This is a genomic window from Streptomyces sp. NPDC047981 (assembly GCF_040653315.1).
Lineage (GTDB): Bacteria > Actinomycetota > Actinomycetes > Streptomycetales > Streptomycetaceae > Streptomyces.
Map to the genome: position 1 here is coordinate 105,999 of NZ_JBEZNQ010000010.1, position 25,535 is coordinate 131,533.

At 72.7% G+C, this 25,535-nt stretch carries 23 protein-coding genes; 4 read left to right on the forward strand and 19 right to left on the reverse strand.

What is annotated here, in order from left to right; genetic code table 11:
* Window positions 1-3: 3 nt before the first annotated feature.
* The 16 genes from hypE to AB0E14_RS09085 form a co-directional block, all read right to left on the reverse strand.
* Window positions 4-1,044 carry a hydrogenase expression/formation protein HypE gene (gene hypE, locus AB0E14_RS09010; RefSeq protein ID WP_362414149.1) on the reverse strand — a complete coding sequence of 347 codons (1,041 nt, stop codon included), beginning with the start codon at window positions 1,042-1,044 and terminating at the stop codon, window positions 4-6.
* A gap of 37 nt (window positions 1,045-1,081) precedes the next feature.
* Entirely contained in the window at window positions 1,082-2,272 is a 1,191-nt protein-coding gene (hypD, locus tag AB0E14_RS09015; RefSeq protein WP_362414057.1) for a hydrogenase formation protein HypD, read from the reverse strand.
* Window positions 2,269-2,589 carry a HypC/HybG/HupF family hydrogenase formation chaperone gene (locus tag AB0E14_RS09020; RefSeq protein WP_362414059.1) on the reverse strand — a complete coding sequence of 107 codons (321 nt, stop codon included), beginning with the start codon at window positions 2,587-2,589 and terminating at the stop codon, window positions 2,269-2,271. Before AB0E14_RS09020 ends, hypD begins: the two co-directional genes overlap by 4 nt.
* Before the next feature lie 10 nt (window positions 2,590-2,599).
* On the reverse strand, window positions 2,600-5,050 hold the full coding sequence (hypF, locus tag AB0E14_RS09025) for a carbamoyltransferase HypF (protein ID WP_362414061.1): 2,451 nt from the start codon (window positions 5,048-5,050) through the stop codon (window positions 2,600-2,602).
* Entirely contained in the window at window positions 5,047-5,742 is a 696-nt protein-coding gene (gene hypB / locus AB0E14_RS09030; RefSeq protein ID WP_362414063.1) for a hydrogenase nickel incorporation protein HypB, read from the reverse strand. Before hypB ends, hypF begins: the two co-directional genes overlap by 4 nt.
* Before the next feature lie 2 nt (window positions 5,743-5,744).
* Complete coding sequence (locus AB0E14_RS09035; RefSeq protein WP_362414065.1) at window positions 5,745-6,140, reverse strand: hydrogenase maturation nickel metallochaperone HypA; 396 nt, start codon at window positions 6,138-6,140, stop codon at window positions 5,745-5,747.
* Window positions 6,141-6,295: 155 nt separating this feature from the next.
* A complete protein-coding gene (locus AB0E14_RS09040; protein WP_362414067.1) occupies window positions 6,296-6,436 on the reverse strand; it encodes a hypothetical protein in 141 nt (46 codons plus the stop codon).
* On the reverse strand, window positions 6,433-6,963 hold the full coding sequence (locus AB0E14_RS09045; protein WP_362414069.1) for a hydrogenase maturation protease: 531 nt from the start codon (window positions 6,961-6,963) through the stop codon (window positions 6,433-6,435). The genes AB0E14_RS09040 and AB0E14_RS09045 overlap by 4 nt, the downstream gene beginning before the upstream one ends.
* Window positions 6,960-8,360: a hypothetical protein gene (locus AB0E14_RS09050; RefSeq protein WP_362414071.1), complete on the reverse strand. Its 1,401-nt coding sequence runs from the start codon at window positions 8,358-8,360 to the stop codon at window positions 6,960-6,962. The genes AB0E14_RS09045 and AB0E14_RS09050 overlap by 4 nt, the downstream gene beginning before the upstream one ends.
* The gene (locus AB0E14_RS09055; RefSeq protein WP_362414073.1) at window positions 8,357-8,995 is read right to left on the reverse strand and encodes a DUF6084 family protein; all 639 of its coding nucleotides are present in this window, start codon (window positions 8,993-8,995) and stop codon (window positions 8,357-8,359) included. Before AB0E14_RS09055 ends, AB0E14_RS09050 begins: the two co-directional genes overlap by 4 nt.
* Complete coding sequence (locus AB0E14_RS09060; protein WP_362414075.1) at window positions 8,992-9,651, reverse strand: DUF5947 family protein; 660 nt, start codon at window positions 9,649-9,651, stop codon at window positions 8,992-8,994. Before AB0E14_RS09060 ends, AB0E14_RS09055 begins: the two co-directional genes overlap by 4 nt.
* Window positions 9,648-10,202, reverse strand: coding sequence for a hypothetical protein (locus AB0E14_RS09065; protein ID WP_362414077.1), 555 nt, complete (start codon window positions 10,200-10,202; stop codon window positions 9,648-9,650). Before AB0E14_RS09065 ends, AB0E14_RS09060 begins: the two co-directional genes overlap by 4 nt.
* Entirely contained in the window at window positions 10,199-11,983 is a 1,785-nt protein-coding gene (locus tag AB0E14_RS09070; RefSeq protein WP_362414079.1) for a nickel-dependent hydrogenase large subunit, read from the reverse strand. The genes AB0E14_RS09065 and AB0E14_RS09070 overlap by 4 nt, the downstream gene beginning before the upstream one ends.
* Before the next feature lie 93 nt (window positions 11,984-12,076).
* The gene (locus AB0E14_RS09075; RefSeq protein WP_362414081.1) at window positions 12,077-13,159 is read right to left on the reverse strand and encodes a hydrogenase expression protein HypE; all 1,083 of its coding nucleotides are present in this window, start codon (window positions 13,157-13,159) and stop codon (window positions 12,077-12,079) included.
* A gap of 56 nt (window positions 13,160-13,215) precedes the next feature.
* Window positions 13,216-14,928 (reverse strand): hydrogenase maturation protein, encoded by a 1,713-nt coding sequence (locus tag AB0E14_RS09080; RefSeq protein WP_362414083.1) that lies wholly within the window; start codon window positions 14,926-14,928, stop codon window positions 13,216-13,218.
* A gap of 242 nt (window positions 14,929-15,170) precedes the next feature.
* A complete protein-coding gene (locus tag AB0E14_RS09085; protein ID WP_362414085.1) occupies window positions 15,171-15,869 on the reverse strand; it encodes a M24 family metallopeptidase in 699 nt (232 codons plus the stop codon).
* A gap of 307 nt (window positions 15,870-16,176) precedes the next feature.
* Here AB0E14_RS09085 and AB0E14_RS09090 point away from each other — a divergent pair, with 307 nt between their 5' ends.
* Together AB0E14_RS09090 and AB0E14_RS09095 are read left to right on the forward strand one after the other, a co-directional pair.
* Window positions 16,177-17,433: an extracellular solute-binding protein gene (locus AB0E14_RS09090; protein WP_362414087.1), complete on the forward strand. Its 1,257-nt coding sequence runs from the start codon at window positions 16,177-16,179 to the stop codon at window positions 17,431-17,433.
* Between the two features lie 459 nt (window positions 17,434-17,892).
* A complete protein-coding gene (locus AB0E14_RS09095; protein ID WP_362414089.1) occupies window positions 17,893-18,648 on the forward strand; it encodes a hypothetical protein in 756 nt (251 codons plus the stop codon).
* 90 nt (window positions 18,649-18,738) lie between these two features.
* Here the strand turns inward: AB0E14_RS09095 and AB0E14_RS09100 are convergent, their stop codons facing one another.
* Window positions 18,739-19,329 carry a snapalysin family zinc-dependent metalloprotease gene (locus AB0E14_RS09100; protein ID WP_362414091.1) on the reverse strand — a complete coding sequence of 197 codons (591 nt, stop codon included), beginning with the start codon at window positions 19,327-19,329 and terminating at the stop codon, window positions 18,739-18,741.
* A 179-nt stretch (window positions 19,330-19,508) separates the two neighbouring features.
* On the opposite strand from AB0E14_RS09100, the gene AB0E14_RS09105 reads away from it, so the two are divergent.
* Window positions 19,509-20,882, forward strand: coding sequence for a pyridoxal-dependent decarboxylase (locus AB0E14_RS09105; protein ID WP_362414093.1), 1,374 nt, complete (start codon window positions 19,509-19,511; stop codon window positions 20,880-20,882).
* Window positions 20,883-20,921: 39 nt separating this feature from the next.
* Here AB0E14_RS09105 and lysA read toward each other — a convergent pair whose 3' ends face one another.
* Window positions 20,922-22,217, reverse strand: coding sequence for a diaminopimelate decarboxylase (gene lysA, locus AB0E14_RS09110; protein WP_362414095.1), 1,296 nt, complete (start codon window positions 22,215-22,217; stop codon window positions 20,922-20,924).
* A gap of 102 nt (window positions 22,218-22,319) precedes the next feature.
* Here lysA and AB0E14_RS09115 point away from each other — a divergent pair, with 102 nt between their 5' ends.
* Window positions 22,320-24,008 carry a helix-turn-helix domain-containing protein gene (locus AB0E14_RS09115; RefSeq protein WP_362414097.1) on the forward strand — a complete coding sequence of 563 codons (1,689 nt, stop codon included), beginning with the start codon at window positions 22,320-22,322 and terminating at the stop codon, window positions 24,006-24,008.
* On the opposite strand, the gene AB0E14_RS09120 is transcribed toward AB0E14_RS09115, so the two are convergent.
* Window positions 23,944-25,491 (reverse strand): amino acid permease, encoded by a 1,548-nt coding sequence (locus tag AB0E14_RS09120; protein WP_362414099.1) that lies wholly within the window; start codon window positions 25,489-25,491, stop codon window positions 23,944-23,946. The genes AB0E14_RS09115 and AB0E14_RS09120 overlap by 65 nt on opposite strands.
* Window positions 25,492-25,535: the final 44 nt, after the last annotated feature.

Consider the following 25,535-nt stretch of genomic DNA (forward strand, 5'->3'; position numbering starts at 1 on the left):
GACTCAGCAGATCCGCGGCAGCTGCTCACCGAGCGGCATGTCCACCACGCGCGTCCCACCGAGGCCGGTGCGCGCGACGACCATGCCCGGATGCGCCTCGACGGCCTCCCCGATCACGGCCGCCCCCTCGCCCAGCGGATGCGCGCGCATGGCGGCGAGCACCTCCTCGGCCCGTGCGCGCGGGACGAAGGCCACCAGCTTGCCCTCGTTCGCCACGTACATCGGGTCGAGACCGAGGATCGCGCAGGCACTGGCCACCGGGGCGGGGACGGGCACGGCCCGCTCCTGGACGACGATGCCGGTGCCCGACGCCGCAGCGATCTCGTTGAGCGAGGCCGCGAGGCCCCCTCGGGTGGGGTCGCGCAGCACGTGCAGGTCGGGGGTGACCGCGAGCATCGCCTCGACCAGGCCGCCGAGCGGCGCGCAGTCGCTCTCGATCTCGACGCCGAACTCGAGGCCCTCGCGCACGCTCATGATCGCCACGCCGTGGACGCCGACGGGTCCGCTGACGATCACCACGTCGCCGGGTACGACGCGCTGGGGCCGCAGGTCGACGCCGGGCGGGATCAGACCGATGCCGGAGGTGTTGATGTAGACGCCGTCGCCGTGGCCGGCCTCCACCACCTTGGTGTCGCCGGTGGCCACCTGGACGCCGGCCGCGCGGGCCGCCGCGCCGAGCGCGTTCGCCACCCGCGTCACGACGTCGGTCTCCACCCCTTCCTCCAGGATGAAGCCGCAGGAGAGGTAGGCGGCGCGCGCGCCGCTCATGGCGAGGTCGTTCACGGTGCCGTTGACGGCCAGGTCGCCGATGCTGCCCCCGGGGAAGAACAGGGGGCGTACGACGAAGGAGTCGGTGGAGAACGCCAGCCGGGCGCCGCCGAGTTCGACGGTGGCGGCGTCGGTGGTGACCGAGAGCGCGGGGCCGCCGAACGCGGGGGCGAAGATGTGCTCGACCAGTTCGGCGGAGAGGGCGCCGCCTCCGCCGTGGCCCATCACGACACGCGGCTGGTCGCGCAGCGGGGCCGGGCAGGTCCAGGCGAGCATGTCGGGCGCCTGGGCGCCGGGGGTGTCACGGATGAGTTCAGACAACGGAACTGCCTTCCAGAGCCGCGGAGTCGCCCGTCGGGGCGTTCGGGGTCGTCGGAGTCGTCGGAGTCGTCGGAGTCGTCGGGGACGGCGTGCCCAGGTCGAGCCGTCGGTAGAGGTAGTACGCGGCGCACGCGCCCTCGCTGGAGACCATCGTGGCGCCGAGCGGGGTGCGGGGCGTGCACAGCGTGCCGAAGGCCTCGCACTCGTGCGGCTTCAGCAGCCCTTGGAGCACCTCGCCGCTGCGGCACTCGGCCGGCTCGCGGGTGTCGATGCCCTCGACGGAGAACCGGTGCTCGGCGTCGTGTTCGCGGTACCGCTCCGAGAGCCGCCAACCGCTGTCCGGGATGACGCCGATCCCGCGCCACGCGCGGTCGGTGACCTCGAAGACGTCGTCCAGCATCGCCCGGGCGGCGGGGTTGCCCTCCGGCAGGACCGCGCGCGGATAGGCGTTCTCGACGGTGTGCTCTCCGCGCTCCAGTTGGAGCACGGTCCGCCGGACGCCCTCGAGGATGTCCAGCGGTTCGAACCCGGTGACGACGATCGGTACCCGGTGGCGCGCGGCGAGCTCGGGATACTCGGCCGTACCCATCACGCTGCACACGTGCCCCGCGGCGAGGAAGCCCTGGACACGGCAGTCGGGGGAGCGCATGATCGCCTCGATCGCCGGGGGGACCCGGACGTGCGAGACGAGCAGGCTGAAGTTGCGGATGCCGAGCTTGCGCGCCTGGTGGACCGTCATCGCGTTGGGCGGCGCGGTGGTCTCGAACCCGATGCCGAAGAACACCACTTCGCGGTCCGGGTTCTGTTCGGCGATCCGCAACGCGTCGAGCGGCGAGTAGACGACCCTGACGTCACCGCCCTCGCCGCGGACCTGGAACAGGTCGCGGCCCGTACCGGGGACCCGGAGCATGTCGCCGAACGAGCAGAAGGTCACGCCGGGGCGGGAGGCGATCTCCAGCGCCTTGTCGATCACCTCCAGCGGCGTCACGCACACGGGACAGCCCGGTCCGTGGATCAACTCGACCTCGGGCGGCAGCAGTTGGTCGATCCCGTGCCGGATGATGGTGTGGGTCTGGCCGCCGCAGACCTCCATCAGCGCCCAGGGCCGGGTCACCGTCGCCCGGATCTCGTCGAGGAGCCGCCGCGCCAGCTCGGGGTCCTGGAACTCGTCGATGTACTTCACGGCCGCACCTCTCCGGCCACGCCCTCGCGCGCCGGCCGCTCGTTCCCGTTCGCCTCGGCGGCCGACTCCCACGGGTCGCCGAACTCCTCCTGGAGCATGCCGAGGGTCTCGAACAGCTCCAGCGTCTTCCTGGCCGACTCCTCGTCCAGTCGCTGCAGGGCGAACCCGACATGGACGATGGCGTACTCGCCGGGCTTCAGGTCCGGCAGGTACTCCAGGCACACCTCCTTGACCACCCCGCCGAAGTCGACCGTGGCCATCCGGGTGCCGTCCCGGTCCTCGACGTCCAGCACTTTTCCGGGTACCGCCAAGCACATGGGTGTCTCCTCACTCTCGCTCTCGTCGTGGCGTGCCGGGGGCCGCCGCCCCGTCCGTGACCCGGGCGGCCACGAGGAGCTGACCGAGCGCCAGACCGCCGTCGTTCGGGGGGATCAGGCGATGGCGCAGCACGGTGAAGCCGTCCTCCCGCAGCCCTTCGGCGCAGGCCGAGGAGAGCACGGTGTTGGCGAACACTCCCCCGGTGAGCGCCACGGTCGCGAGACCCGTCTCGGCGCGGGCCGCGGCGCAGGCCGCGCGGACCAGGCGTGCCACGGCGTGGTGGAACCGCGCCGCGACGACCGCCACGGGGGTCCCGTCGAGGACGTCGGCGGCCACCGCGGCAAGCAGGGGCGCGGGGTCGGCGGTGAGCGGGGCACCGGACCGGGGCGGGCTGAGCCGGAAGGCGTAGCGCCCGTCCTCGGCCTCGGCGGGTGCGCGCAGGGCCGCCGCCTCCAGCTCGATCGCGGCCTGCGCCTCGTATCCCGCGTGGTGGCAGATCCCGGCGAGGGAGGAGACGGCGTCGAAGAGGCGGCCCATGCTGGACGTGGGTACGCAGTTCAGCTCGCGCGCCAACTGCCGTTCCAGTAAAGCCCGTTCCTCGGGAGGGCAGGCCCGGCTGCAGGGCAGGGCGGGGTCGGCGGTGAGACCCGCCGCCCGTAGGTGGGCCAGCGCCATCCGGTAGGGGCGGCGTACCGCCGCGTCGCCGCCCGGCAGGGACACGTAGGACAGGTGGGCGAACCGCTGGAAACCGGCGTAGTCCGCGAGCAGGAACTCCCCGCCCCACACGGCGCCGTCGAGGCCGTAGCCGGTGCCGTCGAAGGCGACGCCGATGACGGGAGCCGCGCCGTCGAGGCCGTGCTCGGCCATGGCCGACGCGACGTGCGCGTGATGGTGCTGCACCGGGACGACGGGGCGCCCGGCGGATCGGTCTTCGGCCCAGCGGGCGGACCGGTAGGCGGGGTGGCGGTCGGCGGCGAGCAGGGCGGGCCGGACGCCCGTGACGGACTCCAGCTGCCGCTCGGCGGAGGTGAGGGCGAGCTGGGTGGCGAGGTCGTCCATGTCGCCGATGTGGGCGGAGAGCCACGCCTGCCGTCCCGCGCCCAGGCAGAAGGTGTTCTTCAGGTCCCCGCCGACGGCGAGGGCGGGGCCGACCTCGACGGGCAGGGTGACCGGCAGCGGCGCGTAGCCCCGGGAGCGGCGCAGCGTCAGCTGCTCGCCGTCGCAGACGCGGACGACGGAGTCGTCGCAGGGCACATGGATGGGCCGGTCGTGCAGCAGCCAGGCGTCCGCGAGACCGGCGAGCCTGGTGAGCGCCTCCGCGTCGTCCGTGACGATCGGTTCGCCCGAGAGGTTGCCACTGGTCATCACGAGCAGCCGGGGCCCTTCCCCGTCCGCCGCGCCGAGACCGAGGAGGAGATGGTGCACCGGGGTGTACGGGAGCATGAAGCCGAGGTCGGGGCTGCCGGGCGCCACCGACGGCGCCGGGGCGGCGCCCTGGCGCGGGCGGGCGTCGGCGCGGCGGCGCAGCAGGACGACGGGGCGGACCGCGCCGGAGAGCAGCTCCCGTTCGAGCGGGCCGAGGTGCGCGAGAGGCTCGATGTCCGCGAGGTCCGCCGCCATCATCGCGAACGGTTTGTCACCGCGCGCCTTGCGGCGGCGCAGTTCCGCGACCGCGTCGGGGGCGGTCGCGTCGCAGGCCAGGTGGTAGCCGCCGAGGCCCTTGACGGCGAGGATCGCGCCGGCGGCGAGCATCCGGCGGGCCGCGGCGACCGGATCGCCGTCCATGTCGCCGGCGGAGGCGCAGGCGGCGGCGGTGTGCGGGCCGTCCGGGGCGGTGACCAGGCGCAGCCGGGGGCCGCAGCGGGGGCAGGCGACGGGCTGGGCGTGGAAGCGTCGGTCGGCGGGGTCCGCGTACTCGCGTGCGCAGTCCGGGCACATCGGGAAGCCGGCCATGGTGGTGTGCACGCGGTCGTAGGGCAGACCGGTGACGATCGTGAACCGGGGGCCGCAGTGGGTGCACGTGATGAACGGGTGCAAGTACCGCCGGTCGGCCGGGTCCGCCAGCTCCGCGAGGCAGTCGTCGCAGGTCGCGGTGTCCGGCGGCACGAGCGTGCGCACGGCACCGCCCTGGCGGGAGGGCACGATGGTGAATCCGCTGCCCCCGCTCGGAGTCACCTCGGCCGTCTCGACGGAGTCCACCCGGGCCAGCGGCGGGGCGTCGGCGGCGAGGCGGGCGCAGAAGGCGGCGACGTCCTCGGGGTCGCCCTCGACCTCCGCGACGACACCGTCCGCCGTGTTGGTGACGTGGCCGGACAGGCGCAGTCGGCCGGCGAGGGCGTGGACGAAGGGCCGGAAGCCCACGCCCTGGACGACACCCCTGACGACGACCTGGGTGCGCCGGGGGGCCGTCGCCGTGTCGGGTACGGCCGCGGGTCCGGTGCCCGGCCTCGCCGTGGTCACGCGCCGGCCTGGGCCATCACCGGGGTGTGGACGCGGTTGCCCTCGGCCGCCGCGAGGGCCCGGTCGAGGAGGGCGCCGGCACCGCTGCCGTCCCGCACCGAGCTGAGGACGATCTCGACACCGGGGTTGACCTGCTCCACATGGGCGCGGAAGGCCGTCTCGTCGAACTCCGCCGCCTCGGCCATGTCGGTCTTGGTGACGATCACCAGCTGGGCGAGGCCGAACGCGGTGGGGTACTTCAGCGGCTTGTCCTCTCCCTCGGTGACCGAGGCGAGCACGACGCGGAGCGACTCGCCCAGGTCGTAGCCGGCGGGGCAGACGAGGTTGCCGACGTTCTCGACGAACAGCAGCCGGGTGGACTCGGGCAGCCAGTCGTGCAGGTGCCGGGCGACCATGTCCGCCTCCAGATGGCAGAGTCCGTCGGTGAGCACCTGCTTGACGGGGGCGCCCGAGCGGGCCAGGCGGCGGGCGTCGTTCTCGGTGGCGAGGTCGGCGGTGAGCGCGGCGGCGCTGACACCCCGTTCGCCGGCGAGCCGCAGCTCACGCTCCAGCAGGGCGGTCTTGCCGCTGCCGGGGCTGGAGAGCAGATTGACCACGGTGGTGCCGCGGGCGGTGAGTTCGGTCCGCAGGATCTGTGCCGCGGCCTCGTTCTTGGCGAGGACGGCGCGCTGGAGATCGACGGCTCGGCACATGCTCAGCTCTCCTCGGTGATCGGTTGGCGATGCCCCGGGCGCGCCGCCTCGGGCTCGGTCCAGCGGACCTCCCGGATCTGGAGTTCGCGGCCGGAGACGAGTTCGTCGGCCGCGGCGCCGCATCGGGGGCAGAGCAGCCGCGGTGGCATGCCGACGGCCCAGACCTCGGCGCAGGGTGCGCAGCGCGCGGTGCCGGGGACGGTACGGGTGATCAGTTCGGCGCCCTCGACGACGGTTCCGGCGCAGGCGAGTTCGAAGCAGAAGGCGAGGGCGTCAGCGACGACTCCGGCCAGCTCGCCGACGTCCAGCTCGATGCTGTGGACGCCGACGGCCCCGCGGGACCTCGCCGCGGTCTCGACCTGGTCGACGACGGCGACCGCGAGGGACATCTCGTGCATCGGTCTCCGTCCTGGGTGCCGGGGTGGGTCTCCGGCGCCATTAGAGGACGGGTGGCGGCGGGGTCCCGACCGGCGCGCCGGGACCGCTCGGCGGTGTCGTCCGTTCGGTGCAGCCGCTCGTCCGCCGCGCAGGGCGGACGCGCGTCCGCGTGGCGTCACATCTTGCTGATGCGCAGGTAGCGCCGGAGGTCGGGGAGGACTCCGACGACGACGGCCACGACCGCCAGGGCGGCGGTGGCGGCGGCTGCGGTGCCGAGGACGTTCTTGTGCATGATGCTCTCCGTTTCGGTCTTCATACGACGGCTTCCTGGCGGACCAGTTCGGTCACCATGCGCACGGCCTCGGGCACGGCGGCGGCGACCTGGGGGCTGAGCCCGATGCCCTCGTCGAGGCAGGCCGGTTCGCAGCCGACGACGAGGATCCGCCGCGGCGGCGCGGACCCGGTTCCCGCGCACAGCGTGTCGAGCAGGGCGAGGACGGCGTCGGGCGTCATCCGGTGGCCGTCGAGCGGCGCGTGCTCCGTGCCGGAGCCGCGGTCGCCGGCCGTCGAGGCGTCGATCAGGTAGAGCGTCCCCGGTTCGCCGCCGCGGGCGGTGACGTCGACGAGGACGAGGGTGTCCCAGCCGTCGAGGAGCTCGTAGGCGAGGTGGACGCCTCGGACCCCGACGTCGGCCAGTTGGACGGAGGCGGGGAGTTCCTCCCGGCCGAGCCGCCGTACGGTCTCCACGCCGAAGCCGTCGTCGCCGAGGAAGATGTTGCCCACCCCGGCCACGAGGGTGCGGGCCGTGGCAGGTCCCGGGGCGTCGGGCGCCGGGCCGGTCACAGGTCCTCCAGGGCTTCGACCTCGTCGGGCTGGAAGTAGAGGAACCGGCCCTGTTCGCGCCGGATGTCGGCGCCCGGGTCGTCCTCCACGGTCACCGCGATGTGGACGCCGCCGTCGACGTCGTGGAGGACCGCCTCGACCAGCGCGCCGCGTCCGTCGAGGAACAGGTCCTGGGCGTCCGTGCGGCGCAGTCGTGGGCGCAGGACGACCCGGCTGCCCGCGCGGACCGGGCGCCCGTCGACGAGGACGTGGTCGCTGCCGGGGTCGACGCCGGTGTCACCGCCGGGGTCCCACCAGGGCGTCTGGGGTTCGAGGATGTTGCCGGCGGCCGACTTCGGGGCGCCGGTGACGCTCTGGAGGCTGCGTACCGCTCCGTGGAGACGTTCGAGGACCTCGGGCGGCATGGTGTCCGCGAGATCGATCACCGCCGCCGCGCGGGCGTCGGTCCCCCTGGCCTCGCGCTTCTCCTCGTCGGTGAGGGCGGCCGTGCGCAGGGCGAGGATCTCGTCGATCTCGGTCGCGTCGTACAGGGCGCCGGGGCTCTCGGGCGCGATGGCCGGGTGGTCCTCGAGGATGATCGGTGAGGAGAGCAGCAGGTCGCTCTTCCCGGGCTCGCCGGCCAGGACGGGCCAGGTGTGCAGATTGCGGCAGGCGGCGACGGCGCCCTTCGCCCACTCCGGCGGGTCGGTCATCGACAGGAAGGAGCCGCCGTCGAGCCGGAGCAGCGTGTGCGTGGCGACGAGGGAGTACGGCAGGGCCGCGTGGCGGTCGGTGTCCGGCCCGGCGGTCCAGACGCTGGTGTTCTCCACGGTGACCGAGAGCCGCTCGACGCGGTACGGGCCGTCGAGTTCGTCCGCCGAGATCCGCAGCGTGCCGCTGATCTCCTCGCGGCGGCGGACGAGTCGGCCGACGACGGTCCCGTCGGTGTCGGTGACCTCCTCCACCTCCTCGGCTGCGGGGCGGGTGAAGGGCAGGGTCGTGCCGTCCCCGCGCAGGTCGCCGACGGGGACGACGAGGGTGACGCGTTCCTCGACGCCCTCGTCCCAGGCCACCAGGACGCGGTCGGCCAGGCGGAGTTCGCCGGTCGGCGCGTAGGTCCCGTCCGCGCGGAGTTCCTCGACGGTGCGCCGCTGGGCGCGCAGGAAGCGGACCTCCACGGCCAGTTCGGCGCCGGTCCTCGGCTCCATGAGGCATTCGGTGAGCTGGAAGTCGTGCTCCTCGGCGGCGGCGCTCCAGGACGGCGGGACCAGGACCCCGAACTGCCAGCGGAGCCGGTTCTTCGCGGCGGACGCGCGGTACGGGTAGAGGACGTACCCCTCGAAGAGGACGGCGTCGGCGACGTGCCGGGCGACGGCGAACCGCGCCTCGGTGCCGGGGTCGAAGGCGACGGTGGTCATCGTGTCCTCTCCCCCGCCGCTTCGAGCAGGGACTCGACGGTGGCCTCCCAGGACGGGAGCGCCCGGCGGGAGCGGTAGGCGAGCAGGGCGTCCATCGCGTCGCCGGGGAGGCGGATCCAGCCGCAGCCGGGGAAGTGCTGGTCGATCATCTCCCGCCACACCTTCACGGGCATGCGGTGGGAGACCTCCTTGTCCCAGGGGACGGGCTCGACGTGGAAGCCGCCGGCGCCGGTGAAGGCGGTGCCGGAGAAGAGCAGGAGCAGCGGGACGTCGCCGTCGCCGAGCGCCCGGAAGTAGCGGGAGGCGGCGATGTCGGTGTCGTAGGTGCAGGGCACGACGAGGTCGGTCTCGATCTCGCCGGTGAAGCCGGGCACCATGACGGAGGCGTGGGCGAACTGGACCGGGTTGAGGCTGCTGCCCCACCGGGAGCGTTCGCCGAAGAGGTCGGCCAGGGCCGCGGCCTCCTGGTCGTCGTAGCCACGCCGGGCGGGTTCGATACGGATCTGGCAGCGCAGGGCCATGGCGTGGACCCGGGTGGTGCCGGTGGCGGTGATCCGCAGCCGGAACACGAGCGTGGGTCCGGCCGCGTAGGGGTCGGCGCGGACGTCGGTGCAGCTGAAGGAGAACTCGGTCACGGCCGGCTCCCCTGCGGCTCACGGGCCAGACCCCGTACGTGGGTGAAGAGGGCGTCGAGTTCGGCCCGCGCCTCTGCGCCGCCGTCGAAGCCCTGCCAGTGCAGTCGCATGCGGCCCACCAGTTCGTAGGCGAGGTCGATCGGCACGAGATGGCACTCGGTGCGGCCCTCGTGGCGGCGCAGCAGCAGAGCCTCCACGTCGGGTTCGAGGTGGGCGGCGAGCCGGGTGGCGTCGAGGACGGACTGCCAGGCCTCGTCGTCGAGTTCGCTCTCGGTGGCGCCGGCGGGGCTCGGGTAGAGCGCCACCGGCCGGTCGAGGGCGGAGTTACGGAAGAAGAAGGCCACCGAGACCGGGATCCGCAGCGACTCCCACGCCCGGTCGTCGATCCGGTGGCCGGGGTCGGTCAGGAAGCGGCCGGGGACCGCCCGGAACCGGCCCGGGGAGCCGGCGGAGCGGTCCATGAGCTGCGCGCACGGGCCGCAGGCGCAGACCAGGGCCCGCTTGTCGGTGTCGACGAGATGCGGGTGGCGTTCCTCGGCCGCCAAGGGAGCGCCGCACAGTTCGCAGCGCTCCTCGCGGGGCGGTCGGGGCGTGGTGAACCGGCGCAGGCCCCTGGCGCGCGGGGGTCGCGCGCCTTCGGTCGTCGGCCGGTTCACCGGGCGGCCGATGCGCGGCCGTCGGCGCCCGCGAGCGACGGACGGGTGCCGATCTGCAGCAGCGCCGGCTCGCGCGGGGCGCTCTCCAGCTCCACGCCGGTGACTTCGGGGGCGAAGCAGGCGAGGGCGTCCTCGGCCGCCTGCCGGACGGACTCCTGGGTGCCGGAGCAGCCGCAGCCGCTGGAGCCGGTCACCCGCAGCCGCAGCAGGCCGGTGGCCGGGTCGAACCCGGCGTTCTCCACCGGCTGCGGCAGGGCGGACAGGGCGCGGTCGATGCGGGTCGGCGCGTCCTCGGGGTGGAGTCCGTGCAGGTTGAGCAGGCTCGCGACGAGTTCGTCCGCGAGCAGCGGGGCCAGCGGGTCGGCGGGCGGACGGGCGGCGGGGCGGCCGAGGAGGTCGACGACGCGGGCGATGCCGCTGCCGTAGAACTCCATGAGGACGCGGACGACTTCCTCGGCCGCCGCGCACGCCTCGCTGTCGCCGTTCTCCGCCAGCCGGTCCAGGACCTCCTCGACCCGCCGGCCCGCCTGTTCGGCGGTGGTCGCGCTCATCCGGCCAGACCGCTCAGGCCGGTGGGCACGTGCATCTGCTTCACGGTCCGGCCGTTGCCCGTGTACATGTGGACGCCGCACGGCAGGCAGGGGTCGAAGCTGCGCACGGCGCGCATGATGTCGATGCCCTTGAAGTTCTCCGGGCTGTTCTCCTCGAAGATCGGCGTGTTCTGCACGGCGTCCTCGTACGGTCCGGGGGTCCCGAACGTGTCCCGGGTGGAGGCGTTCCACGGCGTGGGCGGATAGGGGTGGTAGTTGGCGATCTTGCCGTCCCTGATCACCATGTGGTGCGAGAGGACACCCCGTACGGCCTCGGTGAAGCCGACACCGATGGACTCGTCCGGCACCTCGAACTTCTCCCAGGTCTGGGTGCGTCCGGCGCGGACCTCCTCCAGGCCCTTCTCGGCGCAGTGCAGGGCGACGGCCGCCGCGTACGCCTGGAAGTAGGTCCGGGCGCGGTTGCGCTCCAGGGCGTTGCTCCACTTCGGGATCTTCCACTCGAAGGTGGTCTCCGGCTTCGTCATCGTGCGGGGCAGGTTGATGACGACGCTGTGCCCGGTGGCCTTGATGTAGCCGATGTCGACGAGGCCGGAGAGCGCCGTGGACCACAGGCGTGCGATGGGGCCGCCGCCGGTGTCCAGGGCCAGGTGGTCCTTGCCGTCGAACCAGCGCGGGGACATCACCCAGCTGTACTTGTCGTCGAAGTTCCGCTTCTGCGGGGCCGGGATGGTGTGCTGGTTCCACGGGTGGCGCGGGTCGACCGGGTTGCCCAGCGGGTCGTGGGTGACGAACTGCTCCTGTCCCTGCCAGTCCTCGTAGTACGAGCTGCCGAGCAGGATGCGGATGCCGAGGTTGATCTCGGTGAGGTCGTTGGTCACCAGCTTGCCGTCCACGACGACGCCCGGGGTGACGAACATCTTCCGTCCCCAGTCGGTCATGTTGGCGTAGGTGAAGTCGCAGTGCTCGGGGTCGTTGAGCGCGCCCCAGCAGCCGAGCAGCACGCGGCGCCGGCCGACCTCCTCGTAGCCGGGCAGCGCCTCGTAGAAGAAGTCGAACAGGTCGTCGTGGAGCGGGACGACGCGCTTCATGAACTCGACGTAGCGCATGAGGCGGCTCATGTAGTCGGTGAACAGCTGTACGGAGGCGACCGTGCCGACACCGCCGGGGTAGAGCGTGGAGGGGTGGACGTGGCGCCCCTCCATCAGACAGAACATCTCCCGGGTGTAGCGGCTGACCTGCAGCGCCTCACGGTAGAACTCGCCCTCGAGCGGGTTGAGGGAGCGCATGATGTCGGCGATGGTGCGGTAGCCGTGCTCGGCGGCGTGCGGTGCCTCGGTGCGCTCGGCGAGTTCCAGGACCCCGGGGTTGGTCTCGCGGACCATCTTCTCGCAGTAGTCGACCCCGACCAGGTTCTCCTGGAAGATGTTGTGGTCGAACATGTACTCCGCGGACTCGCCGAGGTTGATGACCCACTCGCCGAGGTGCGGGGGCTTCACGCCGTACGCCATGTTCTGCGCGTACACGGAGCAGGTGGCGTGGTTGTCGCCGCAGATGCCGCAGATGCGGCTGGTGATGAAGTGCGCGTCGCGGGGGTCCTTGCCCCGCATGAAGACGCTGTAGCCGCGGAAGACGGAGGACGTGCTGTAGCACTCCGCGACGCGCTTCTGCTTGAAATCGATCTTCGTGTGGATGCCGAGACTGCCCACGATCCGGGTGATGGGATCCCACGCCATCTCCACCAGTCCGGAGCCGTCACCCGTCGTCTTCGTCGGAGGTGCCATGGTGTGTGTGGTGCCCTTCGTGAGCTCTTCGACTTCGCGAACAGTGGGGTTGGTTGCGGGTTCAGCGGGGTGTGGGGTGCCGTGCCGTGACGGTCACCAGGGCGGCCGGTAGCCTGTGGTGATGCGTTCGCCGGTGTGCCGCCACTTCGGCTCCTTGTCCACGGTCCTGGCCGTGATGGTCCGCAGGCGGCGGATGACGGAGCCGTAGACGCCGCTTGCGGTGCTGGAGACCTTGCCGCCGGGAGGCTCGTCCATGAACGGCATGAACTTGTCCGGGAATCCGGGCATGGTGCAGGCGATGCAGATGCCGCCGACGTTCGGACAGCCGCCGACACCGTTGATCCAGCCGCGCTTGGGGACGTTGCACTTGACGACCGGCCCCCAGCAGCCCAGCTTGACCAGGCACTGGGGCGAGTCGTACGTCGAGGCGAACTGGCCCTGCTCGTAGTAGCCGGCACGGTCGCAGCCCTCGTGCACGGTCGCCCCGAACAGCCAGGTCGGGCGGAGCTTGTCGTCCAGCGGGATCATCGGCGCGGAGCCGGCCGCCTGGTAGAGCAGGTAGGTCAGCGTCTCGGCGAAGTTGTCCGGCTGGATGGGGCAGCCGGGCACGCACACGATGGGGATGCCGGCCTGGGACTTCCAGTCCCAGCCCAGATAGTCCGGGAGGCCCATCGCACCGGTCGGGTTCCCCGCCATGGCGTGGATGCCGCCGTACGTGGCGCAGGTGCCGATCGCGACGACCGCGAGCGCCTTGGGCGCCAGCCGGTCGACCCACTCGCTCGTGGTGATGGGCTGGCCGGTCTCCGGGTCGTCGCCGAAGCCGCTCCAGTAGCCCTCCTGCTTGATGGCCTCGTTCGGGATGGACCCCTCGACGACCAGGACGAACGGGTCGATCTCGCCCCGCTCCCCCTTGAAGAACCACTCGATGAACGTGTCGGCGCCGCCCACCGGGCCGCACTCGAAGTCGATCAGTGGCCAGTGGACCGCGATCCTGGGCAGCCCCGGCAGCCCGGCGAGGGCGATCTCCTCGATGCTGGGCTGCATGGCGGCGGTCAGGGCCACCGAGTCGCCGTCGCAGCTCAGACCCGCGTTGATCCAGAGGATGTGGATCGGCTTCTCTTCGCTGCCGGGTGCGGCGCCGGATTCCTCGACCGGGGCCGGCGTTACTGCGCTCATGAGTCGCCTCCTGAGGAGGGATGGGGCGAAGGCCTCTTTTCGGGCCTGGGTCTTGCTTAACAGTCGGCCGATCCGGCCGCGTCCGCACCTGCTCCGTCCGGGGACGGCGCTCGGGGAGCCTCCTTCCGGGCGAAGGACCGGCGCAGGGCGTGGTAGCTCGCGGTGGGATCGTCGAAGATCCGCCGCATGCGGGAAAGCTCGCGCTCGCGGTGGGCGGCAAGGGGAGCGACGGACTCGCGGCGCTCGTGCTCCGCCTTCTTCGCCGCGACGCGTGCCTGGAGTCCGGGACCCGATGCCAGGCGGAGGGCCGATCGGGTGACTTCGGCGGCGAACTCCCCGGGGCCGCAGTCGACGATCCGGTCGACGAGACCCATGTCGAGCGAGGCCGCGGCGGAGAGCGGCCGGGCCTCTTCGGTGAGCCGCGCGGCCAGGGCCTCGCCCACCTTCCCGGGCAGGGTGCGGGTCCAGTACTCCGACCCGTACAGGCCCATGCGCCGGTAGTGCGGATTGAGCACGGATCCCGAGCGGCACCAGACCTCGTCGGCGGCCAGGGCGAGCATCACCCCGCCGGCGGCGGCGTTGCCGCCGATCGCGCTGACGACGAGCCGGTCGGTGGTCGTGAGAACCGCCTCCACCAGGTCGTTCATGGCGTTGATGTTGGCCCAGGACTCGGCGGCCGGGTCGGCGGCGGCCTCGATGACGTTCAGATGGATGCCGTTGGAGAAGAAGTCGCGCTGTCCGCCGAGCACCAGGACGGCGGTGGGCCGCCCGCGGGCGGTCTCGTACGCGTCGAGGAGGCGGCGGCACTGGTCGGTGCTCATCGCCCCGCCGGGGAACGAGAACGACAGGACGCCTACGGGTCCCTGCTCGGCGTACCGGATGTCGGACCAGGTGCGCCGACCCGGCCGGGTCCGCTGTCCGGGCCCGAGGGGTGCGGGAAGTTCGGGAAGCTCCGGCAGGCGGCCCGCGAGGGCCAGGGTGGCGGGGAGCTTGCAGGCCCGTGGCCGACCCGGGCCGGTGCGGGCGCGCAGTTCGGGGAGCCAGACGGCGCCGTCCGCCGTGGCCCGGCAGACCGCGCCCGCCCGGGTGGCGAGCAGGTCGCCGGGGCGTCCGCGCAGGGCGTCCTCGGGGTGGCCGCCGTGCAGGAACCACTCGGCGCCGAGCAGCCGGTCGGGTACGCCGGGCTGTGAGTCGGCGGCCCGCAGGGTGCGCAGCACGGTCTCGGTGGTGTCCTCGCCCCAGGAGATGCGGCGCTCCTCCTGGCGGAGCGCGGGACGGGCGCGGATCTCGCCGGTCTGGGGACGCGGGGTGGCCCCGGCGGCGACCCGCTCGACGGCGAGGAGCACGGCGGCGACCGCGGCGTCGGACAGCTCGTTGCGGTAGAGGTCGCTCTTGCCGACCTCGGGGACGCGGAAGTCGGCGGAGGCCCAGACGTCGCCCGCGTCCATCTCCTCGTCGGCCTGGAGGACGGTGACGCCCCACGCGTCGACCCCGTCGTGGAGGGCGTGGTCGAGCGAGGACGGCCCCCGGTCCCCCACGGGCCCCGGGTGCACGATGAGGCAGCGATGCGCCGTCCACACCTCCCGGGGCACGACGGCCCTCAGCATGGGGGCGACGACCAGGTCGGGCGTGTGGCGCGCCACGGCCTCGCGTACGGCGGCTCCGTCGGGGGTGACCTCCACGGCGACGGCGTGCCCGCGGTCGCGCAGCTCGACCAGGACGCGCTGGGTGAGGCTGTTGAAGCTGCTGGCGACGAGCAGGATGCGCATGGCGGCCCTCCCGGGGTGCGGCGGACGGTGAGGCCCCGGGAGACAGGGCCCGCCGACCGCCTGTGATCCTCGGTCACCACCGGCCGGGCAGCGGCACGACGGAGCCCGCGCCTCACTCGTACGAGGCGCCCGTCCGACCGATTGGCGGGGGGATCACGGCGCCGCGCCGCCAGGGGCCGTCCGCCCCGATCCGCCGGACGGGCCCTGGGCGGGCGACGTCCGGTGCGGGTCGTTCCCCCCGGTCAGCCGAGGTCCAGGAGCTGCTCGTGGAAGCCTCCGAAGCCCCTCTCGCGGTCGACGAAGTGCAGTTCGAGGATCCAGTGGCAGCGGCGGCCGGACCGGTCGGTGCGCCGCAGCGGGGTGGTGTTCTCCGGCGCGATGTACGACTCCGCCTTCGCTCCGTCGTTCGTCTCGTGCGGGAACTCCCCGACCAGGTGGCCCGCGTGCCAGATGCCGATGGACCAGCCCGCTTCGGCGGCCAGCTCCTCGACCACCCGGTGGAGCTGCGCGCCGGTCATGGCAGCGTCGGCCTCGAAGGCGGCGCGTCCCGCGTCGAAGATCCGCGGCAGGTCCTTCAGGAGGCGGTGCTTGTCCGGGTCGTCGCCGAAGACGTACGTGCGCCCGAAGTCGGCCTCGTACTCCTCGAAGATCGGGCCGAAGTCGGCGAAGGCCACGTCGTCCTCGCCGATGATCCGGTCCGGCGGATTGTCCCGGTACGGCAGCAGGGTGTTCGGACCGGAGCGGATGATCCGCTTGTGCCAGTGCTTCGTGGTGCCGAACATGTCGTTGGCCAGGTCACGGATCGCGTCGCTCACCTCCCGCTCGCCCCGGCCGGGCGCGACGAGTCCGCGCGCCTCCACCTCGTCGAACAGCGCGATCGCCTTCTCCTGCGCGGCGACCAGCCCGTTCACGCGGTCCGTCTCCTCCACCACCCCGACCATCCCCCTCCGCTGTCGTCTGCCCGTCCATTTGATCAGTCGAGGCGGCGCGCGTCCGGTGAACGACGTGTTCCGGGACGGGGTGGCGTCGGCGTGGCGTTGGCCACACGGAAATCGATCGCACCGAGGTCTACGCGCGTCGGAACACGTCCCGGCATATCGGAAAACACCATTCGGAATCCGCGCCGTTGGAGATATGAACACAACCGTTCGACAAGGGGCGCGCATACTTCGCCGAACGGGAGAGAATTTCGGACGCACTGTCCAAAAAGATCAAGAGGAAAGATCCGTGCGACGAAGACTTTTCGGCATGACGGCCTCCGTGGCCGCTTTCGGACTTTTGGGCTCCCTGGCCACCGCCTGTGGCACGTCCGGGAGCGGCGGGACGACGTTGCGCCTCGTGGTTCCCGAGTACGGTGCCACTCCGGCGACCAGCTCCAAGGCGTACTGGGACGAGCTGACCGCCGACTTCACCGCCGCCCATCCCGACAAGAAGATCGAGGTGACGCTCTACCCGTGGGCCGACGTCGACCGTGAGGTCGCGCGCATGGTCCAGGAGGGCAACGCGCCCGACGTGGCGCTGATGGGCGCCTACTCCGACTTCGCCGCGCAGGGCCGGCTGTACGCCGCGCACGAGGTGATGTCGATCAAGGCGGAGGCGAACTTCCTGCCCCCGCTCGCGGAGGCGGGCTCGGTCGACGGCACCCTCTACGGCCTGCCGTTCGTCGCCAGCAGCCGACTGCTGTTCTACAACCAGGAGTTGTTCGAGGAGGCCGACGCGAAGCCGCCGAAGACCTGGTCGGAGCTCAAGGAAGCGGCCACGGCGCTGAAGAAGGAGGGCGTGCTCTACCCGTACGCACTGCCGCTCGGCCCCGAGGAGGCCCATGCCGAGGCGCTGATCTGGGAGTTGAGCAACGGCGGCGGCTACACCGACAGCAGCGGCAGGTACAGCATCGCCTCCGAGAGGAACACGCAGACGTTCCGCTGGATCAAGGACAACCTGGTCGTGCCGGACCTGACCGGCCCGGTCCCGCCCGGCGAGCTCAACCGGCAGGACGCCTTCGCCGCCTTCCTGCGCGGCGATGTCGGCATGGTCAACGGCTACCCCTCGCTCCTGCACGACGCTAAGGCGAAGGGCCTGAAGGTCGGAACGCTGCGCATGCCGGTCTCCGACGCGATGCGCGACGGGGAGGCCCCGCCGGCGGCGGGCATCGCCGACTGGATGATGGCGTTCAAGCACGACGGAAATCGCGAACTCGTGGGCTCGTTCCTGGATTTCGTCTACGAGGACAAGAACCTCAGCGAGTTCGCCGGGCGCTACCACCTGCTGCCTTCGACGGTCTCCGCCAGCCAGGCGTCCCAGGACGCGGCCGCGGACCCCAGCGACGGACAGTTCCTGGCCGCGCTGCGCAGCGCCCAGCTCTATCCGGTCAACGAGCCGTCGTGGCTCCAGGTCAGCAATACCATCAAGCGGAACATCGGCAAGGCCGTGACTCCTTCCGCCGACCCGAAGAACGTGCTGGAGCAGATCGCCCAGCAGGCCGCCCGGGACGAAGCCTCGAAGTAGCGGCCCCGGGAATCCGCGGGTCTTTTTCTCCCGCTCTCCCCGCCGCCCGAATTCCCTCCCTCTTCCGGTCCTTTCGCCTTCACCTCGACCGGCCCCCTCGGCGTCGACCCGACGCCCCTCTCGTCGCTCGCGAGGCACTCACAAGGTGCGCGGGGCGACGACCTCCCTCCTCGGGCCGCAGATCTCGCACACTGCCCTGTCACCTTGTCAGTACCGCCGACGACGATCGTCACCGTTCCGCGATCCTCCGCGGCCTGAACCTGCCGCCCTTGCGTCCCGTCGCGACCGGCCCCGAAGCCGATCGTCGATCGCTCGAACGCCCTGCTCGCGGGCCCGAGATGGTGCGGATATCCTGGAAGGGAGCCCGCGTGAGCCGTGAGTGAGCCGTGGTGCCACCGGCTTCGGCTCGCAGCGGCCTCGACCGTCCTGCAACAGCACGAAGCACGCAGGAGCGCTGCCATGGACCTGTTGCCCATCGAGATCAAGGTCAATATCGACGGTGGCGTCGGGGCGGCCATGGCCGCTCTCGGCGCGTCCGCCGGCCGCATGTCGGTCCGTCACATCTGGTTCGCCGAGGACCGGGTCGGCGCCGCCGAGGGCCGGGTGCCGCTGCTCGACGCGGGGGTGATCGTACGGATCAGGGCGGGGGCAGGTCCCGACGACCTGACCGTCAAGCTGCGTCCGTGCACGCGGGGACAGCTGATCGGCCGCTTCGCCGCGCCCTTCGAGGCCCGGCCCTTCACGTACAAGATCGAGCAGGACTGGACAGGCAGCCGGCGCGTCCTGGCGGCGTCTCTGGTGCATGACCATCCGCCGGGCGTACTGGCGGACGTGGTGACGTCGCCGGGCGCGGATCCCGCCACGGCCATCGACGCGGTGCAGGGCCAGTTCCTCGACGTCTGCGTGCCCGAGGTCCGGCTCGGCGGTCTTGTCGCGCTCGGGCCGATCGTGGCGACGAAGATCGAGGACGTCGCCCTCGACGACCTGGAGGTGGACCTGGAGGCATGGTCGGTCACCGATCTTGAGTTCCTGGAAGCCTCGATCCGTGTGAAGCCCAAGGACGACGACGACGCCGAGCGGCTCACGGAGCGGGCCGAGCGCAAGCAGCGGAAGCTGGAGGACGCGGTGCGGGCGGCGGGAGTGGAGCTCTCCGAGCATCCTGACACCAAGACGCGCCGGGTCCTCACCGCCCTGACCGCGGCCGTCCGCGCCTGAGACCCTCCACCCCTCGCCCGTCCCCGGACCACGACGCCGTGGCCCGGGGACGGGTCGGCCGCCCGGTCGGTCGACCTGCCCGCGTGGGGATCAGGGGGCGTCGACCAGGACGCGTCCGTCGGTGGGAACGCGTGAGGCGGCGCCGCCTGCGTAGGCGGACTCCACCCGGGCGCGCTCGGTCGCGTTCGGGACCGCGTTCACGCACGCCGTACCCGCGCTCGAACCCGACATCAGCTGCGAGCACGGACCCGGCTTGGTGTCGGGGAGGCCCAGGCTGTGGCCGAGTTCGTGCGCGGCGATCCGCGTCTTGTCGTAGCCCTGGGTCACCGCCTGGCTGCCGAGTTCGACGCGGACCTGCCGGCCGGGGCGGACCGGGCCGAGGGTGGCCTGGGGCCAGCCGGTGGTGGCCACGATGACGATCTCGGCCCGCGTGCCCGGGGCGGCCTCGACGAGCCGGACGTTGCCGACGCTCGCGTTCCACGAGGCGACTCCGGCCGCGATCGCGGCCTCCCAGCCGCCTGCCCGGCTGTCGTCGTAGCGAAGGGTCACCACGGCCGCCGTGCTCGGGGCCGACGGCTCGGGGGCGGACAAGGAGGTGGGCGCGGCGTACGCCGCGGTCGTCGTGGCGAGGACGACCGCCGCGGTCATCGTGCTCGCCTTCAGCCAAGCGCAGAGCGGCATTGCTTCTCCTTCACTCGTGGGGGCTCGGCGCCTGGCGGCGCCGAGAGTGCGGGAAGAGCTGCACCGGACGGTCGACGCCCCGGGGCCAACGGACGTCATGCCCCCGGACCGTCATGGTCATGCACCTGACATTCACTCACCGCTTGCCCCGCGTCGGCGACCGTCGCATAGTCCGAGGTATGGACCCGCGCGAGGCGGCGCTCCGACAGGCGTACGACCATGCGGTCCGGTGGCTGGCGAGCCTGCCCGACCGTCCGGTCCCCGCCCGTGCCCCGGTCGAGGAGATCGTGCGCGCGCTCGGCCCCGAACTGCCCGAAGGGCCGAGCCCGCCCGCCGATGTCGTCGAGCTCCTCGCCACGGCCTGCGAACCGGGACTCACCGCGTTCCCGAGCGGCCGCTTCTACGGATTCGTGGTCGGCGGCACGGAACCGGCCGCGCTGTCCGCCGACTGGCTGGTCAGCGCCTGGGACCAGAACTGCGTCATGCGCACGGTGTCGCCCGCGTACGCGGCGGTGGAGGACATCGCCGGCGCCTGGTTGCTCGATCTGCTGGGCCTGCCGGGCACGAGCGCCGTCGGCTTCACCACGGGCGCCACGATGGCGAACTTCACCTGCCTCGCCGCCGGGCGGGACGCGGTGCTGCGGGACGCGGGCCGGAACGTCGCCCGCGACGGCCTCGCGGGCGGCCCCGCCGTACGGGTCCTCGCCGGCCGGTCCCGGCACATGGCCGTCGACCTGGCCCTGCGCTATCTCGGGCTCGGCAGGCCCGAGTTGGTGGCGGCCGACGGTCAAGGACGCGTCGAGCCCGACGCGTTGCGCCGCGCGCTGACCGGCGCAGGGCGCGGGGCTTCGCCCACGATCGTGACCCTTCAGGCCGGCGACATCCACTCCGGCGCCTTCGACCCCTTCACGGAGTGCGTCGGGATCGCCCGCGAGGCGGGCGCCTGGGTGCATGTCGACGGCGCGTTCGGACTGTGGGCGGCCGCCTCACCGCGCCACGCCCGGCTGACGGCGGGCTGCCAGGACGCGGACTCCTGGGCGACGGACGCGCACAAGACGCTGAACGTTCCGTACGACTGCGGGCTCGCGATCGTCCGCGATCCGTCGGCCCTGCGGGCGGCGATGGGCGAGCAGGGCGACTACCTCATCCAGCACGAGCACGGCGACCCCATCGACAAGGTGCCTGAACTGTCGCGGCGCGGGCGGGCGTTCACCGTGTGGGCCGCGCTCCGCTCCCTCGGCCGGTCGGGCGTCGGCGAACTCGTCGACCGGCTGTGCCGGCACGCCTCCGCCTTCGCCGCGGGCATCGCCGGGATCGACGGCGCGACGGTTCTCAACGACGTGGTGTTCACGCAGGTCTGCGCCGAGTTCGGGAGCGACGCGCGCACGGAACGGGTGCTGGCCCGGCTGCTCGACGACGGTACGGCGTGGATCAGCGGCTCCACCTGGCACGGCAGGCGCGTCATGCGCATCTCGGTGAGCAACTGGTCGACCACCGACGACGACGTGCGGCGCACCCTCGACGCGATCCGCCGCGCCGCCGACACCGCCTGAGGCCCGCCGCTCGCCGCCCGCCCCGCGCCGTACGGCGGCTCAGGCCTCGGGCACGTCCCGGCGCAGGAGGTCCTCGAAGGTCTCCCGGCGGACGACCTCGCGCGCCCGGCCGTCGCGGCAGAAGACGACCGGTGGACGGCGGGCGCCGTTGTAGTTGTTGGAGAGCGAATAGCAGTAGGCCCCCGTCACCGGGACGGCGACGACGTCACCGGCCCGGGGCGCCGGCAGGTCGATGCCGCGAATGAGCGTGTCGCCCGATTCGCAGTGCCGGCCCACCAGGTCGCACGGTTCGCCGCCGCCCACCCGTGAGGCGATGGCGGCCTCGAATCGCTGACCGTAGAGCATGGGTTCGAGGTTGTCCGCCATCCCTCCGTCGACGGCGACCAGCGTCCGCTCGCCCGGCTTGACCGTGACCACGCGGTACAGGGTGGCCGCGGCCTCGGCGACGAGGGAGCGTCCGGGTTCGATGAGGAGACGGGCGCCGGCCGGGAGGTGCTTGCGGGCGCTGTCGGTCAGGGCACGGACGTACTCCTCGACGGTCGGCGGGCGGTCGCCGTAGGTGTAGCGGACGCCCAGGCCCCCGCCGAGGTCGTACACCGCGTGCTCACCGAGTTCGCCGAGCCGGGCCAGCGCTTCGACGGCACGCTGGAAGGGCTCGGTGCCGAGCAACTGCGAGCCCACGTGGACGTGCAGTCCGTCCAGCCGGAGCCGGTCACTGGCGCGCAGCCGCTCGGCGGCCCGCACCGCGTCGGGGACGGAGAGGCCGAACTTCGAACCGCGGTGTCCCGTCGCCATCGCCTCGTGCGTGTCCGCGTCGACCTCGGGGATGACCCGCAGGAGGACGCGCTGCCCGCTGTCGCCGACGAGACGTTCGAGGCGGTCGATGTCGTGGAAGTTGTCCACGACGATCGTGCCCGCGCCTGCTTCCACCGCCATCGCCAGTTCCTCGTCGGTCTTGGCGTTGCCGTGGACGACGAGGAGCGCCGGGTCGACGCCGGCGGCGAGCGCGACGACCAGTTCGCCCGCTCCCGCCACATCCACTCCGAGGCCCTCCTCGACGAGGGTCCGGACGACGGCCGTGCACGGGAACGACTTCGAGGCGAAGACCGCTTGGCTGTTCGGCCAATGCTCGGCGAGAGCCCGTACGTACTGGCGCGCACGGGCGCGCAGGGCGTTCTCGTCGACCACGACGGCAGGGGTGGCGAACCTGTCCGCCAGCTCGCTCGCGCGGCACCCGCCGATCACGAGCTGCCCGTCTTCGTCCAGGTGGGAGCCCTGCGGAAAGAGCGAGACGAGGTCGGCTGCGGGTGCGGGCGAGGATCGGGGCGCGTTCATGAGCGAGGCTTCCCATCGGCGTCGGCGGTACGGTGCACGGCTATCCTGGCAGCCGCGGACGCGGCCGGAGATGGCCGATCAGCCCATGAATCGAGGTCTGCGTTGTCCGAGCCGACAATGGTGGCCGCCTCCGAGGCGGCCGGGGATTCGGCCACCTTGCGAGGGTTGGTGGACGGCTTCGGCCACTCCCCCGCGCGGGCCCTGGTGGCGCCCGCCGGGCTCGACGTCCCGGTGCGGGGCACCGTGATCCACGACCCGGAGGAGGATCCGGCTCCCTCGCCCGGCGGCCTGCTCCTGCTGGTCGGGGTCAACGTCCTGGACGTCCGAGCCTCAGGCGTGCTGCGCCGCGCGGCGGACCTGGGCTTCGCCGCGGTCGTGGTGAAGCAGCGCGGCCGGGACGTGTCGGCGCTCGTCGAGGAGGCCCGTTCCTGCGGCGTCGCCGTGCTCGCCGTGGCCGACGACACGTCGTGGCGGGACGCGGACGCCGCCCTGAGCGCCTTGCTCGCGGCGTACGGCAGCGGCGTCCCGACCGGATCGACCCCGGCCGGCGGTGAGGAGCTCTTCGCCCTGGCCGACGACCTCGCGGCCGTCGTCGGCGGTTCGGTGGCCATCGAGGACCTGGACCAGAACATCGTCGCGTACTCCAAGGTCGCCGGGGCACGCATCGACGCCGTACGCGAACGGGGCATCCTCCAGCGTCGCGTACCGGACGTGCCGGAGCAGCGGCGGCAGTACCGGCAGGTCCTCGCGGCCTCGGGAGCGGTCCGGTTTCCCGCCATGGGCGAGGAGCTGCCCCGGGCCGCCGTCGCGATCCGGGCGGGCGCGCTGCCGCTGGGCACCCTGTGGGCGATCGAGCCCGAGGAGGGGCTGACGGCGACCGCCGAGAAGGCTCTGGTGCAGGCGGCCAAGGTCGCCGCACCGCACCTGCTGCGCGCGCTCAACCTCCCGGAGGCGGAGCGGCGCATGCGGCGGGACACACTGCGGGCCGTCCTGAACAACTCCGGCCCGTCCGCGGAGGAGGCGGCGGAGCTGCTGGGGCTGCGGCCCGGTGGGGAGTTCTGTCTGGCCGCCTTCGCCCCGCCCGCCCTGCCGGGCGGGGTCTCGGCGGACGGTCCGCAGGGCGCCGCCGCGTCCGCGCTGCTGACCCACATGGAGCTGGTCCTCGTGCGGCACTGCGCCGCTCATCGCGCGGAGGCGACCGTCGCCGCCACGTCCGGCGCCGTCTACGTCCTGCTGCCGGCCATGGGGCAGGGGGCCGGCAGGCGCTTCGCCGATGCCGCGCTGGCCACCGTCCGGCGGGCGGTCGGGGACGGTGTGTGCGCGGCGGTGACACGGCCGTACGCCGACCTCGGCAATCCGGCCGTGCTGCGCCGCGAGGCGGACGGCGTCCTGCGGGCCACCGCCCGGAGCGGGCCGAACGGTCCGGCCGCCACGGCCGAGGACGTACGGCACCGGATCCTGCTCGACCGGCTGGGGGACGAACTGGAGCGCGACCCCTGGCTTCGGCTCTCGGCCGTGGACGACCTCGTGGCCCACGACGAGACCCAGGGCACGGAGTACGCGAGGACGGCCACGGCCTGGCTCGACGCGGTCGGGGACGTCGCATCCGCCGCGGCGCGGCTGCAGGTGCATCCCAACACCTTGCGCCACCGGCTGCGGCGGATACGAGAGCTGTTCGGCGTCGATCTCGACGACCCCGACGTGCGGCTGGTCGCCTGGATCGAACTCAGACGTGCGGCGGAGCGGGCTCGCTCGGTCCGGCCGACGGCCGGGCCTCGCCCCCGGGCGTAGCCACGGCCGCGTCCGCGTCCCGGGGCGTGTCCGGTACGGGCGCGTCCGCTCCGGCACGCAGCCGTGAGTGCCGGCGCCCGAAGCCGAGGTAGAGGCCGGCCGCCAGCAGCAGCCAGCATCCGAACAGCGTCCAGGTGAGCCCGGGCAGCAGCCACGCCAGGTACAGGCACGACGCCGCGGACAGGACGGGGACGACGGGGTAGAACGGCACCCGGAAGGGACGCCGGGCGTCCGGGGCGATGCGGCGCAGGACGACGAGGGCACCTGCGACGGCGATGAACGCGATCAGCGTCCCCAGGCTCGTCAGGTCCGCCAGGTGCTGGAGCGGCACGAACGCGGCGAGCGCGCCGACGCCAGCGCCGACGATCCAGGTGTTGCCCGCCGGGGTGTGCCGCTTACGGTCGACGCGGCGGAACACCTCCGGCACGAGCCCGTCGCGTGCCATCGAGAACAGGATGCGGGTCTGGCCGAAGAGCGTCACGAGGACGACGCTGAAGATGGAGACGACGGCTCCGGCGGAGAGCAGCAGCGCCGGCCAGCCCGCTCCTGTCACTCCGCGCAGGATCTCGGCGAGCACGGCCTGGCCGGCGTCCGCCTGCTTCCCGAACTCGCCCGTCGGCTGGGCGCCGACACCGGCGACGGCGACGGCCATGTAGAGGGTGGTGACGGTGAGCAGGGTGAGGAGAAGCGCCAGCGGGATGGTGCGATGGGGGTTGCGTACCTCCTCGCCCGCGGTGGAGACGGCGTCGAACCCGATGAAGGAGAAGAAGACGCCCGAGGCGGCGACGGCCACGCCGCCCATGCCGTGCGGGGCGAAGTCGGAGAAGTGGTCGCTGTCGAACGCGGTCAGCGCGACCGCGACGAAGAAGACCAGCACACCGATCTTGACGCAGACCATGACCGCGTTGACGGCGGCGGACTCCCGCGTCCCCCGGGCGAGGAGCAGGGAGCACAGCAGGACCACCACGAGCGCCGGGACGTTGACGTAACCACCCGCCCCGGGCGGCTGGCTGACGGCGTCCGGGAGCGTGAAGCCGAAGAGACTGCTCGTGACCTCGTTGAGGTACTGGCCCCAGCTGACCGCCACGGTGGAGACGGCGACGCCGTACTCGAGGATCAGGCAGGAGGCGACGAGGTACGCGGCGCCCTCGCCGAGGGAGGCGTAGGCGTACGAGTACGTGCTCCCGGCGACGGGGACGGCACCGGCCAGTTCGACGTAGCAGAGCGCGCCCAGCCCCGCCACCACCGCGGCGAGGGCGAACGACAGGACCACGCCGGGACCGGCCTTGGGCACGGTGGTGCCGAGGACGAAGAAGATGCCCGTGCCCACGACCGAGCTGATCCCGAGCAGCGTGAGCTGCCACAGCCCCATGGTGCGCCGCAGCGGCGGCCCGGAGCGGCCGGACTCCGTCGCGGAGCCCGCCTCCGCGATCATCAGGTCGAGCGGCTTGCGCCGCGTCAACTCCCCTGCCAACGAGCCCATGGCGTCTCCTTCGGATCCCTGTGCACCCGCTGGGTCCGCGGGTT

Bases quoted from the DNA above. Each gene is read 5' to 3' on its own strand.
- AB0E14_RS09100 (WP_362414091.1), bottom strand. From the start codon at position 19,329: ATGCCGCTCTGCGCTTGGCTGAAGGCGAGCACGATGACCGCGGCGGTC.
- AB0E14_RS09065 (WP_362414077.1), bottom strand. From the start codon at position 10,202: ATGAGCGCGACCACCGCCGAACAGGCGGGCCGGCGGGTCGAGGAGGTC.
- AB0E14_RS09085 (WP_362414085.1), bottom strand. From the start codon at position 15,869: ATGGTCGGGGTGGTGGAGGAGACGGACCGCGTGAACGGGCTGGTCGCC.
- AB0E14_RS09105 (WP_362414093.1), top strand. From the start codon at position 19,509: ATGGACCCGCGCGAGGCGGCGCTCCGACAGGCGTACGACCATGCGGTC.
- hypB (WP_362414063.1), bottom strand. From the start codon at position 5,742: ATGTGCCGAGCCGTCGATCTCCAGCGCGCCGTCCTCGCCAAGAACGAG.
- AB0E14_RS09080 (WP_362414083.1), bottom strand. From the start codon at position 14,928: ATGCGCATCCTGCTCGTCGCCAGCAGCTTCAACAGCCTCACCCAGCGC.
- AB0E14_RS09070 (WP_362414079.1), bottom strand. From the start codon at position 11,983: ATGGCACCTCCGACGAAGACGACGGGTGACGGCTCCGGACTGGTGGAG.
- AB0E14_RS09050 (WP_362414071.1), bottom strand. From the start codon at position 8,360: ATGACCACCGTCGCCTTCGACCCCGGCACCGAGGCGCGGTTCGCCGTC.
- lysA (WP_362414095.1), bottom strand. From the start codon at position 22,217: ATGAACGCGCCCCGATCCTCGCCCGCACCCGCAGCCGACCTCGTCTCG.
- AB0E14_RS09020 (WP_362414059.1), bottom strand. From the start codon at position 2,589: ATGTGCTTGGCGGTACCCGGAAAAGTGCTGGACGTCGAGGACCGGGAC.
- hypE (WP_362414149.1), bottom strand. From the start codon at position 1,044: ATGCTCGCCTGGACCTGCCCGGCCCCGCTGCGCGACCAGCCGCGTGTC.
- AB0E14_RS09095 (WP_362414089.1), top strand. From the start codon at position 17,893: ATGGACCTGTTGCCCATCGAGATCAAGGTCAATATCGACGGTGGCGTC.
- AB0E14_RS09040 (WP_362414067.1), bottom strand. From the start codon at position 6,436: ATGAAGACCGAAACGGAGAGCATCATGCACAAGAACGTCCTCGGCACC.
- AB0E14_RS09090 (WP_362414087.1), top strand. From the start codon at position 16,177: ATGACGGCCTCCGTGGCCGCTTTCGGACTTTTGGGCTCCCTGGCCACC.
- AB0E14_RS09120 (WP_362414099.1), bottom strand. From the start codon at position 25,491: ATGGGCTCGTTGGCAGGGGAGTTGACGCGGCGCAAGCCGCTCGACCTG.
- AB0E14_RS09035 (WP_362414065.1), bottom strand. From the start codon at position 6,140: ATGCACGAGATGTCCCTCGCGGTCGCCGTCGTCGACCAGGTCGAGACC.
- AB0E14_RS09075 (WP_362414081.1), bottom strand. From the start codon at position 13,159: ATGAGCGCAGTAACGCCGGCCCCGGTCGAGGAATCCGGCGCCGCACCC.